Origin of the sequence: Micromonospora globbae, from assembly GCF_036184225.1 — a bacterium.
Classification (GTDB): Bacteria; Actinomycetota; Actinomycetes; order Mycobacteriales; family Micromonosporaceae; genus Micromonospora; species Micromonospora globbae.
Genome location: NZ_CP108084.1, coordinates 5,067,025 through 5,078,560, shown reverse-complemented (window position 1 = coordinate 5,078,560; position 11,536 = coordinate 5,067,025). Strand labels below are relative to the sequence as shown.

The following is an 11,536-nucleotide window of genomic DNA, read 5'->3' as shown; positions in this document are numbered from 1 at the left end:
GTGGGCGCGATCACCGGAACGTTCAAGGGCTTCGGGGTCACCTTCTCCCACATGTTCAGGAAGGTGGTCACCACCGACTACCCGTTCAAGCCGCCGGTCTCGGCGCCGCGCTACCACGGGCGGCACATCCTCAACCGGCACCCGGACGGCTTGGAGAAGTGCATCGGGTGCGAGCTGTGCGCCTGGGCCTGCCCGGCCGACGCGATCTACGTGGAGGGTGGCGACAACACCGAGGAGCAGCGCTTCTCGCCGGGTGAGCGGTACGCCAGCGTCTACCAGATCAACTACGCGCGGTGCATCTTCTGCGGGCTCTGCATCGAGGCCTGCCCGACCCGTTCGCTCACCATGAGCAACGAGTACGAGCTGGCCCGGGACAACCGGCAGGACCTGATCTTCACGAAGGAGCAGCTGCTCGCGCCGCTGCTGCCCGGCATGGAGCAGCCGCCGCACCCGATGCGGCTCGGCGACAGCGAGAAGGACTACTACGTCGGCGGGCTCACCAACCCGGGCACGTCGGCCGGTGCGGAGCGCGCGGCGAACAGCCCGGGCCGGTACCAGGTGGAGGAGCACCCCGGTGTGACCTTCCCGGGCGCCGAGCAGCACGCCCAGCGGGCCGCCGCCGGCAAGGGGGAGTGAACATGACCACGCAGACCGTGCTGGCCGCGGCGGGCGGGGTGTCGGGCGGCGAGGAGGTCACCTTCTGGATCCTCGCCCCGCTCGCGCTGATCGGCGCGATCGGGATGGTGGCCGCCCGCAACGCCGTGCACTCGGCGCTCTGGCTGGTGCTGACGATGCTCTGCCTGGGCGTGTTCTACGTCCTGCAGGCCGGGCCGTTCATCGGCATGGTGCAGATCATCGTCTACACCGGCGCGATCATGATGCTCTTCCTGTTCGTGCTGATGCTCGTCGGGCGGGACTCGTCGGACTCGCTGATCGAGACGCTGCGCGGGCAGCGGGCGGCCGCCGTGCTGCTCGGTCTCGGCTTCGCGGGGCTCGTCGGCGGCGGTGTCTACCGGGCGCTGGAGGGCACCACGGCGGTGGGCCTGACCCAGGCCAACGCCGACGGGAACGTGCAGGGCATCGCGCGCCTGCTCTTCACCAAGTACGTCTTCGCCTTCGAGCTCACCTCGGCGCTGCTGATCACGGCCGCGGTGGGTGCCATGGTGCTGGCGCACATCGAGCGGCGCAAGCAGGACAAGATGGACCAGATCGCCACCATGAAGGCCCGCTTCCGGCCCGGCAACTACCCCGGCCCCAAGCCCGGCCCGGGTGTCTTCGCCACCTCCAGCTCGGTGGCGACCCCGGCCCGGTTGCCGGACGGCCGGTTCACCGAGCGGAGCACGCCGGAGATCCTGCCGCTCCGCGAGCTGACCGCGCAGGAGGCCTCGCCGAAGGGTACGGACAAGTGACACCGGACTACTACCTCGTCCTCGCGGCGGTGCTCTTCACCATCGGCGCCGCCGGGGTGCTCATCCGCCGCAACGCGATCGTGCTGTTCATGTGCGTCGAGCTGATGCTCAACGCGGCCAACCTGGCGCTGGTCACCTTCAGCCGGATCAACGGTGACCTCAACGGCCAGATCATGGCGTTCTTCGTGATGGTGGTGGCCGCGGCCGAGGTCGTGGTCGGGCTCGCGATCATCATGGCGATCTTCCGGACCCGGCGCTCGGCGAGCGTCGACGACGCCAACCTGCTCAAGTACTAGAGGGGCCTGCGGTGGGAGAGATTCTGACGAACGCCCCGGCGGAGCCGGCGGGGGCCGTCACCTACGCGACGGCGGACGGTCTGCTCGGCAGCGTCTGGCTGCTGGTGGCGATCCCGCTGGTCAGCGCGGCGATCCTGCTGCTGCTCGGCCGGCGGGCCGACCGCTGGGGGCACTGGCTCGGCGTGGCCGCGATCGGGGCGTCGTTCGTCCTCGGCCTCGCCTCGTTCTTCCAGCTCCGCGGACTGGAGAACAAGTCGGTCGAGCTGAGCCTGTGGGACTTCATCGCGGTCGGCGGGCTCCGGGTGGACTTCGGCCTGCTCTTCGATCCGCTGTCCGCGGTCTTCGTCCTGCTGATCACCGGGGTGGGTTTCCTGATCCACCTCTACGCGGTCGAGTACATGGCGCACGACGCCGGTCGCCGGCGGTTCTTCGGGTACTTCAACCTGTTCGTCGCCGCCATGCTGCTGCTGGTGCTCGGCAACAACTACGTGATGCTGTACGTCGGCTGGGAGGGCGTCGGTCTCGCGTCGTACCTGCTCATCTCCTTCTGGTACGAGCGGCCGAGCGCGGCCACCGCCGGCAAGAAGGCGTTCCTGATGAACCGGGTCGGTGACGCCGGCCTCGCCATCGCGATCTTCATCATGTTCGCCACCCTCGGCACGACCCAGTACGACGAGGTCTTCTCCGGCGTCGGCGCACTGGCCGGCGGCACCGTACTGGTGCTCGGCCTGCTCCTGCTGCTCGGCGCGACCGGCAAGTCCGGCCAGTTCCCGCTCCAGGCGTGGCTGCCGGACGCCATGGAGGGCCCGACCCCGGTCTCCGCGCTCATCCACGCGGCGACCATGGTCACCGCCGGCGTCTACCTCATCGCCCGGTCCAACCCGATCTTCTCGGCCAACACGACCCTCCAGCTCGTGGTGGTCAGCGTCGGTGCGCTCACGCTGCTGATCGGCTGCATCATCGGCGCGGCCAAGGACGACATCAAGCGGGTGCTGGCCTGGTCGACGGTGAGCCAGATCGGCTACATGTTCCTCGGCGTCGGCCTCGGCGGCGGGGCGTACGCCCTGGCGATCGTGCACCTGCTGGCGCACGGCTTCTTCAAGGCCAACATGTTCCTCGGCGCCGGCTCCGTCATGCACGGCATGAAGGACCAGGTGGACATCCGCCGCTTCGGCGGGCTGTCGAAGCACATGAAGATCACCTGGATCACGTTCATGATGGGCTGGCTCGCCATCATCGGCATGTTCCCGTTCTCCGGCTACTTCTCGAAGGAGCCGATCATCGCGGCCGCGTTCGCGCGGGAGGACTGGACGGCCTGGCTCTTCGGCGGGGCGGCGCTGCTCGGCGCCGGGCTCACCGCGTTCTACATGACCCGGCTCTTCGTGCTCACCTTCCACGGGCCGGCGCGGTGGACCGAGGACATCGACCACCCGCACGAGTCGCCGAAGCTGATGACGATCCCGCTGATCCTGCTGGCGATCGGTTCGGTCGGGGCGGGCTTCCTGCTGTCCACCTCGGTGCCGGACTGGCTGACGGCGACCGCGGGGCTCGGCGGCGAGCACGGGGAGCACGAGTCGGTGCTGCCGCACGCCCTCATCACCACGCTGTCGCTCCTGGTGACCGTCCTCGGCGCGGGGCTCGCCTGGTTCCTGTTCCGCAACGGCACGGCCACGGCGCCGCAGCCGGCCGGTGTGGTGGTCACCGCCGCCCGCCGCAACCTCTACACCGACGCCTTCAACGAGGCGGTCTTCGAGAAGCCGGGCATCTTCCTCACCCGGGCCCTGGTCTACCTCGACAACCGGGGCATCGACGGGCTGGTCAACGGCCTCGCCGCGGGTGTGGGCGGCGGCTCCGGCCGGCTCCGGCGGCTGCAGACCGGCTTCGTCCGGTCGTACGCGACCTCGATCCTGACCGGCGCGCTGCTCGTGGTGGCGGCGTTCCTGGCCGTACAGGCGGGGTGGCTGGCGTGATCGACCTCTTCCCGGCCGCCCCCGCCGGCGGACCACGCAGTGACGACGGAGGTAAGGCCGCATAATGTCCAACTTCCCGTTCCTCTCGGTGCTGACCGTGGCGCCGCTGGTGGGCGCCCTCGTGGTGGCCCTCCTGCCGCGGCGCCGCCCGGAGCTGGCCAAGCAGGTGGCCTTCGTCTGGTCGCTGCTCGTGCTGGTGCTCTCGGTGCTGATGTGGATCACCTTCAAGGTCGGGGGTGACCGCTTCCAGTTCCGCGAGTCGTACCCGTGGATCCCGAACTGGGGCGTCCACTTCACCTTCGCGGCCGACGGCATCGCGCTGGTCATGCTGATGCTGATCGCGGTGCTGGTGCCGCTGGTGATCCTGGCGTCGTGGCACGACGCCGAGTCGTCGAAGCGCTCCGTGCCGATCTACTTCGCGCTGCTGCTCGTCCTCGAGTGCACGATGATCGGCGTCTTCGCGGCCGCCGACGTCTTCCTGTTCTACGTGTTCTTCGAGGTCATGCTGGTGCCGATGTACTTCCTCATCGGCAGCTACGGCGGCCACCAGCGCCAGTACGCGGCCGTGAAGTTCTTCCTCTACTCGCTGGTCGGCGGCCTGTTCATGCTCGCCGCGGTGATCGGCCTGTGGGTGGTCGGCGGGAAGACGTTCGACTGGCAGGCGCTGTCGCAGGTGGACATCTCCACCGGCACCGAGCGCTGGCTGTTCCTGGGCTTCTTCGTCGCGTTCGCGATCAAGGCGCCGTTCTTCCCGTTCCACACCTGGCTGCCGGACGCCGGTGGCGCGGCCCCGGCCGGCGCGGCGGCCCTGCTGGTCGGTGTGCTCGACAAGGTCGGCACGTTCGGCATCCTCCGCTACTGCCTGCCGCTCTTCCCGGACGCCGCCAAGTGGTTCGCCCCGTGGGCGCTCGCGCTCGCGCTGATCGGCATCATCTACGCGGCGCTCCTGGCCGTGGGACAGAACGACCTCAAGCGGCTGGTGTCCTACACCTCGATCGCGCACTTCGGCTTCATCGGGGTGGGCATCTTCGCCTTCACCACCCAGGCCGGCACGGGCGCGGTGCTGTACATGGTCAACCACGGTCTCGCGACCGGCCTGCTCTTCCTCGTGGTGGGCATGCTGATCGCGCGCCGCGGCTCGGCCCTCATCAGCGACTTCGGCGGCGCCGGCAAGCTGGTCCCGGTGCTGGCCGGCGTGCTCTTCTTCGCCGGTCTCGCCTCGCTCGCGCTGCCCGGCACGGCGCCGTTCATCTCCGAGTTCCTGGTGCTGATCGGCGCGTTCACCGTGAACAAGCCGGTCGCCGTGATCGCCACCCTGGGCATCATCCTGGCCGCCGCGTACGTCCTGTGGATGGTGCAGCGCACCACCCAGGGCACCCTCAACCCGGCGCTGACCGAGGTCGACGGGATGCGCCGTGACCTCAACCTGCGCGAGAAGGTCGTGGTCGCGCCACTGATCGCGCTGATCGTGCTGCTCGGCTTCTACCCGAAGCCGGTCACCGATGTGATCAACCCCGCCGTCCAGGCGACCATGGACGACATCGGCCGGACCGACCCCGCCCCGTCGGTGGGCACCGTCCAGGAGGCTTCAAAGTGACCGAACTGAAGCTGCCGTCGATCGACTACGCGGCGCTCGCCCCAATCCTGATCATGTTGGGTGCCGCGCTGGTCGGCATCCTGGTCGAGGCGTTCGTACCGCGGCACCGGCGGCACCTGGTGCAGCTGTCGCTGGCGCTGCTCGCGGTGCTCGCCGCGCTGACCATGGTGGTGCTCAACGCCGACGACCGGCTGCTCACCGCCGGCACGGCCATCGCCGTGGACGGGCCGACGCTGTTCCTCCAGGGCGGCATCCTCGTCCTCGCCGCCATGGCGCTGCTGCTGATCGGTGAGCGCGTCGTGGAGCGGGGCGGCGCGTTCGTGGCGCACGCGGCGATCACCGCCGAGTCCGTCGAGGACCGCCGGCAGGCCGAGAGCGCCAGCGGGGCCACCGAGGTGTACCCGCTCACCACGTTCGCCATCGGCGGCATGCTGATCTTCGTGGCGGCGAACGACCTGCTGACCATGTTCATCGCGCTCGAGGTCTTCTCGCTGCCGCTCTACCTGCTCTGCGCGCTGGCCCGCCGCCGGCGGCTGCTCAGCCAGGAGGCGGCGCTGAAGTACTTCATGCTCGGCGCGTACGCCTCCGCCTTCTTCCTGTTCGGTGTGGCCCTGATCTACGGCTTCACGGCCGGTACGCCGGGCCGTTCGGCCGGGGTCGACTTCGCCACGATCAACGCGGCGGTGAGCGACTCGCCGTCCAGCCGGGTGCTGCTCTTCGCCGGTATGGCGCTGCTCGCCATCGGCCTGCTGTTCAAGGCGGCCGCGGCGCCGTTCCACGTCTGGACGCCGGACGTGTACCAGGGTGCGCCCACCCCGGTCACCGGGTTCATGGCGGCCTGCACGAAGGTCGCCGCGTTCGGCGCCCTGCTCCGGGTCTTCCACGTCGCCTTCGCCGGCGCCAGTTGGGACTTCACGCCGGTGCTCGGCGTGGTGGCGGTGCTCACCATGCTGGTCGGCGCGGTGCTCGCGGTGACCCAGACCGACATCAAGCGGCTGCTGGCGTACTCGTCGATCGCCAACGCCGGCTACCTCCTGGTCGGGGTGCTCGCCCCGTCGAAGGACGGCCTCTCCGGCACGATGTTCTACCTCGTGGCGTACGGCTTCTCGGTGCTGGCCGCGTTCGCCGTGGTGACACTGGTCCGCGACGGCGACGGGGAGGCCACCCACCTGTCCCGCTGGGCCGGGCTGGGCCGGCGGTCGCCGTTCTACGCCAGCCTGTTCACGTTCATCCTGCTGGCGTTCGCCGGTATCCCGCTGACCAGCGGCTTCACGAGCAAGTTCGCGGTCTTCGGGCCGGCGCTGGCCGAGGGACGGGCGTGGCTGGTGGTCGCCGGTGTGCTGACCAGCATGGTGCTGGCCTTCCCGTACCTGCGGGTCGTGGTGATGATGTGGCTCTCCGAGCCGGGCGACTCCACCCCGACCGTCGCGGTGCCGGGCGGGCTCACCTCGGCCGCGCTCATGATCGGGGTGGTGGCCACCCTGGTCCTCGGCGTCGCCCCGGCCCCGCTGCTCGACCTCGCGACCGGCGCCGCCGAATTCGTCAGATGACGCTCGCCGTGACAGGGGGCCGGTACGCGGTGGCGTACCGGCCCCCGTCGTATGCGCCGGCTCCGACCCGGCCGTCGTGCCGGTCGCGGGCACGCATCCCCCGTCCGTGCTGCTCGAACGCGTGTGGCATGGTTGAGGCGTGGTGAATCCGGCAGGCGAGGGTACAGGTGCCACCGGCTCCGGCGGCCGTCGGAGCCGGCAGGGTGCGGGTCAGTTTGGGGCGCTCGGCCTCTATCTCGCCGATCCACGCCTCGAGGAGTCCGTGCTGTCCGTGCTGGACGACGTCGAGACGGAACTGCGCGCCAGCGTGGCGAGCGCCGACCCGTTCGTCACGGAGGCCGCCCGGCACCTCGTCGAGGCCGGCGGCAAGCGGTTCCGGCCCCTCCTGGTGGCCCTCGGCGCCCAGTTCGGTGACCCGACCGCGCCGCAGGTTGTCCCAGCCGCGGTCGTGATGGAGCTCACCCACCTGGCGACGCTCTACCACGACGACGTGATGGACGAGGCGGCCGTCCGCCGGGGCGCCCCCAGCGCCAACTCGCGGTGGACCAACTCGGTAGCGATCCTCGTGGGCGACTACCTCTTCGCCCGGGCCGCGGACATCGCCGCCGACCTCGGCACCGAGGCCGTACGCCTGCAGGCGCGCACGTTCTCCCGGCTGGTGCACGGTCAGATCGCCGAGACCGTCGGCCCGCGTCCCGGTGAGGACCCGGTGGCCCACTACCTGCAGGTGATCGCCGGGAAGACGGGCTCCCTGATCGCCACGTCGGCGCGCTTCGGCGGCATGTTCGGCGGTGCGACACCGGAGCACATCGAGGCGCTGGCCGGCTACGGCGAGACGGTCGGCGTCGCCTTCCAGCTCTCCGACGACCTGCTCGACATCGCCTCCGAGTCGGTCCAGTCGGGCAAGACGCCGGGCACGGACCTGCGCGAGGGCGTGCCCACGCTGCCGGTGCTGTACGCGCGGGCGGGCGACGACTCCGACGCCGCGTCCGTACGGCTGCGGGAGATCCTCGCCGCGGGCGCGGTCACCGACGACGACCTGCACGCCGAGGCGCTCGGCCTGCTGCGGGAGAGCCCGGCCCTGAAGCGGGCCCGCGAGACGGTTCGCAGCTACGCCGAGGACGCCCGGGCCAAGCTCGCGCCGCTGCCCGACAGCCCGGCCCGCCGGGCGCTCGAGTCCCTCTGCGACTTCGTGGCCGACCGCACCAGCTGACCACCGCCCGCCCCGGCGCGCCCGCCCCGGCAGGCTCACCCCGGTGATCATGAGGTTGACGGGGGATTCGGAGAGGTGGTTTCTAGGCTTCAGTGCAACTGATCTTGGTTGGGTTGGGGGTGCTGGTGGCGAGGCCGGGTGTGTTGACGTTCGGGCATCGGCAGGTGTTGGAGCATCTGTGGGGTTCAGGGCGGACGATTACGCAGATCGCGGGCGTGTTGGGGGTGCCGGTGTGCACGGTGTCGCGGGAGGTTGCCCGTTATCACAGTGCGCGGCATGGGACGAAGAACCCGCTCGGGCGGTCGTTGCCGCCGGGGCGGGCTCGGGCGTCGTATCGGTGGGGGTATCAGGCGCAGTGGGCGCAGCGGCGGGCGGACGCGGCCAGGCGTCGGCCGAAGACGTCGAAGCTCGGTGTGGGTGTGCGGCTGCGGCAGGTGGTGGCGGGGAAACTGGCTCGTAGGTGGTCTCCGAAGCAGATCGCCGCGTGGTTGCGGGCCACGTTCGCCGACCGGCCGGAGTTGCAGGTGTCCCACGAGACGATCTACCAGGCGATCTACGTGCAGTCGCGGGGGAACCTGCGGGTCGAGTTGACCCGGCAGGTGGCCCTGCGGTCGGGGCGTACCCAGCGGCGCCCGCAGTCACGTGCCGCGGGCGCGGCCGGCAGCCGACGGCCCTGGATCGGGGACCTGCACATCAGCGCCCGACCGGCCGAGGCCGCGGACCGGGCGGTGCCGGGGCACTGGGAAGGTGACCTGGTCATCGGCAAAGCCGGCGGCTCGGCGATCGTGACCCTGGTGGAACGGGCCACCCGGTATGTGATGCTCGGCGCCCTGCCCCACGGCCGCGACAGCGAAGCCGTCATCGGCGTCCTCACCGCCCTGGCCACCCGGATGCCGGCGCACCTACGCCGCTCGCTGGCCTGGGACCAAGGCGTGGAAATGGCCACCCACCCGGTGTTCACCGTCGCCACCGGCTGCCCGGTCTACTTCTGTGACCCGCACAGCCCCTGGCAACGCGGCACCAACGAAAACACCAACGGGCTGCTACGCCAGTACTTCCCCAAAGGCAGCTACGACTTCCGCACCATCGACCAGACCGGCCTGGACGAGATCGCCCACGAACTGAACACCCGACCCCGCCAAACGCTGGGCTGGGCCACCCCAGCCCAGCGACTAGCCGAACTCATCACGCCCTAACAATTGCACTCACCACTTGACGCCACCAGATCGTTCCGCCCGCCAACCTCATGATCGACGCGGGTCAGCGGGTCAGCGGGTCAGGGTCGCGCGGGTCGGGGGCGGGGCGGGTTAGGGATTGGGGCGGGTCAGGAGGCGGCTGCCGGTCAGCATGAGTGCGGCGGCCAGCAGCATCGACACCGCCGCGGTGCCCCACATGGCCGGGTAGCCGGCGCGGGCGGCGACCGCGCCGAGCCCGAGCGGGCCGAGGCAGCCGCCGGCGTACACCCCGGTCTGGGTGATCGACGTGGCGGCGGCCGGTGCCTGCGGGTGCAGCCGGACCACCGCGAAGTTCATGAGCCCCGGCCAGGCCCAGCCGAGGCCGAAGCCGAGCACGACGCCGGCCACCAGCGGCAGGGGGCCGGCCACGGCGAGCAGCCCGAGCCCGGCCGCGCCGACCAGCAGCATGCCGGCGATGACGGCCACGTGCCCGCCGGAGCGGCGGTCGGCGAGCCATCCGGAGCCGACCCGCGCCGCCACGCAGACGGCGCTGCCCAGCGTCAACGTCAGTCCGGCCAGCCCCGGTGCGAGGCCGCGTGCCGCGGCGGAGTCGACCACGAAGGTGCCCAGTGCGTTGGCGGCCCCCGCGGCCAGCGTGGCGGCCACGCCGACGACCACCAGGGCGCCGGTGCCCCGGCCGGCCCTCGTGCCGCCGGACCGCCGCGCCGCACCGGCCTCCCGGGCGGGCACGGCCAGCAGGGCGGTCAGCGCGGCCGCCGCCGCCGCGACGAACGCCCAGCGCCACCCGGCGGTGAGGGCGATGGTCGGTACGGCGGCACCCGCGAGCAGGGTGGAGACCGGGATGGCCGCCTGCTTGACACCGAACGAGAGCCCCTGCCGGTGCGGCGGGACGTGCCGGGCGAGGGCGGCGTTGCTGGCGAGCTGGCCGAGCGCGTTGGCGGTGCCGCTGACAGCGAGCAGGCCGAGCAGGACGGGGAAGGAGCGGGCCAGCGTGGCGATGGCCAGCAGGCAGACGGCCGAGAGCAGGATGCCGGCGCGGGCGACCACCGCCGGGCCGTACCGCTCGGCGAGAGCACCGGACGGCACCGAGGCGAGCGCGCCCACCCCGAAGTAGACGGACACGGCGAGGCCGAGGCCGGCGGGGGAGAAGTGCAGGTCGTCACCGAGTTGGACGGCGAGGCCCCCGACCAGGAAGACGGGCAGGACGCAGGCGATCGTGACGGCGATGGCGCTGGCGCTGGCGCGTACCGGTCGGGTGGGCGTCGGGTCGGCGAGGGGGGTGGCGGCGATCTCGGTCATCGTCAGGCAAACCTACGCCAGCCCTCGCGGGACCACGGATCGTGTCCGTCGGAGTACGGGGCGTCGATGAGGATCTGGCATCCTCGAACCGAACAGTCGTTCCGCAGGAGCGCGGAATTTCATATGGTGTAAGTCCCCGGCGGCGGAGGTGGTTGTGCGCGACCCCTTGGCGGAACCTTCGGATCTGATCCGCAGCGTCTCCCGCGCGCTACGAGTGCTCGAGTCGGTCGGTCGTGCCCCCAAGGGCCTGACCGTCAAGCAGATCGCCCGGCGGTGTGAGCTGACCGTCGCCACGACCTACCACCTTGTCCGGACCCTGGCGTACGAGGGCTACGTGATCCGGCGCGAGGACGGCACCTACATCGTGGGGTTGGAGGTCGCCGACCGGTACCGGGAACTCGTGGCCGCCTTCCGCGGGCCGCCCGCGGTCGGGGAGACGCTGCGCCGGGCCGCCACGGAGACCGGCTACAGCCACTACCTGGGACGGTTCGTCGGCGGGCAGGTGGCGATCACCGCGATGGCCGAGGGGCCGCGGTCACCGTACCTGGAGGACCTGGTCCCCGGCTTCGACGAGGGGGCGCACGCCACCGCGCTCGGCAAGGCGCTGCTCGCCACACTGACGGCCGAGCAGCGCTTCCGCTATCTGCGCGAGTACGGCATGCGGCCGTTCACCACCGCCACGCTCACCACCGCCGAGGCATTCGAGGCCGACCTGGCCGCCGGCGAGCGGCGCGGCATGCAGCTGGAGCTGGGGCAGTTCCGCCAGGGCGTGGCGTGCGCCGCCGTGCTCGTGAGTCCCGACAAGGACATGGAACGCCGCGCCGTGCTCGCGTGCGCGCTGCCGGCGAGCGAGATGATGACCTCCGCCCGGGTGGTCCGCGCCAAACTGCTCACCGCGGCCCGGGCGGTCGCCGACAGCATCGCCGCCGAGCACTGACCGGCGTACGCCACGGGGCCCTCTCCCCGGCTGGGAGAGGGCCCCGAGGGGCGGTCCGCTGCCGGACCG

At 71.2% G+C, this 11,536-nt stretch carries 10 protein-coding genes; 9 read left to right on the top strand and 1 reads right to left on the bottom strand.

All coding sequences use genetic code 11. The features are described 5' to 3' along the window. The 8 genes from nuoI (at nt 1) to OG994_RS22840 (ending at nt 9,231) form a co-directional block, all read left to right on the top strand. On the top strand, nt 1-636 hold the full coding sequence (gene nuoI, locus OG994_RS22875) for an NADH-quinone oxidoreductase subunit NuoI (protein ID WP_120327966.1): 636 nt from the start codon (nt 1-3) through the stop codon (nt 634-636). Nucleotides 637-638: 2 nt separating this feature from the next. Then, nucleotides 639-1,409, top strand: coding sequence for an NADH-quinone oxidoreductase subunit J (locus tag OG994_RS22870; protein WP_120327965.1), 771 nt, complete (start codon nt 639-641; stop codon nt 1,407-1,409). After that, nucleotides 1,406-1,705, top strand: coding sequence for an NADH-quinone oxidoreductase subunit NuoK (gene nuoK / locus OG994_RS22865; protein WP_120327964.1), 300 nt, complete (start codon nt 1,406-1,408; stop codon nt 1,703-1,705). The genes OG994_RS22870 and nuoK overlap by 4 nt, the downstream gene beginning before the upstream one ends. A gap of 11 nt (nt 1,706-1,716) precedes the next feature. Then, nucleotides 1,717-3,675, top strand: coding sequence for an NADH-quinone oxidoreductase subunit L (gene nuoL, locus OG994_RS22860; protein ID WP_120327963.1), 1,959 nt, complete (start codon nt 1,717-1,719; stop codon nt 3,673-3,675). Between the two features lie 64 nt (nt 3,676-3,739). After that, nucleotides 3,740-5,272 (top strand): NADH-quinone oxidoreductase subunit M, encoded by a 1,533-nt coding sequence (locus OG994_RS22855; RefSeq protein ID WP_120327962.1) that lies wholly within the window; start codon nt 3,740-3,742, stop codon nt 5,270-5,272. After that, nucleotides 5,269-6,822 (top strand): NADH-quinone oxidoreductase subunit NuoN, encoded by a 1,554-nt coding sequence (nuoN, locus tag OG994_RS22850; protein ID WP_328850927.1) that lies wholly within the window; start codon nt 5,269-5,271, stop codon nt 6,820-6,822. The genes OG994_RS22855 and nuoN overlap by 4 nt, the downstream gene beginning before the upstream one ends. 139 nt (nt 6,823-6,961) lie before the next feature. Beyond that, on the top strand, nt 6,962-8,035 hold the full coding sequence (locus tag OG994_RS22845) for a polyprenyl synthetase family protein (RefSeq protein WP_120327960.1): 1,074 nt from the start codon (nt 6,962-6,964) through the stop codon (nt 8,033-8,035). A 92-nt stretch (nt 8,036-8,127) separates the two neighbouring features. Then, nucleotides 8,128-9,231: an IS30 family transposase gene (locus tag OG994_RS22840; protein WP_328850926.1), complete on the top strand. Its 1,104-nt coding sequence runs from the start codon at nt 8,128-8,130 to the stop codon at nt 9,229-9,231. Nucleotides 9,232-9,342: 111 nt separating this feature from the next. Here the strand turns inward: OG994_RS22840 and OG994_RS22835 are convergent, their stop codons facing one another. Next, entirely contained in the window at nt 9,343-10,530 is a 1,188-nt protein-coding gene (locus OG994_RS22835) for an MFS transporter (protein ID WP_328850925.1), read from the bottom strand. Nucleotides 10,531-10,684: 154 nt separating this feature from the next. Between OG994_RS22835 and OG994_RS22830 the strand changes: the two genes are divergently transcribed. Continuing rightward, nucleotides 10,685-11,467, top strand: a complete 783-nt coding sequence (locus OG994_RS22830; protein WP_120327958.1) for an IclR family transcriptional regulator — start codon at nt 10,685-10,687, stop codon at nt 11,465-11,467. Nucleotides 11,468-11,536 lie beyond the last annotated feature (69 nt).

What these genes read in the sequence shown, in the direction of transcription:
- OG994_RS22870 (WP_120327965.1), top strand. Translation starts at nt 639, where the DNA reads ATGACCACGCAGACCGTGCTGGCCGCGGCGGGCGGGGTGTCGGGCGGC.
- OG994_RS22855 (WP_120327962.1), top strand. Translation starts at nt 3,740, where the DNA reads ATGTCCAACTTCCCGTTCCTCTCGGTGCTGACCGTGGCGCCGCTGGTG.
- OG994_RS22835 (WP_328850925.1), bottom strand. Translation starts at nt 10,530, where the DNA reads ATGACCGAGATCGCCGCCACCCCCCTCGCCGACCCGACGCCCACCCGA.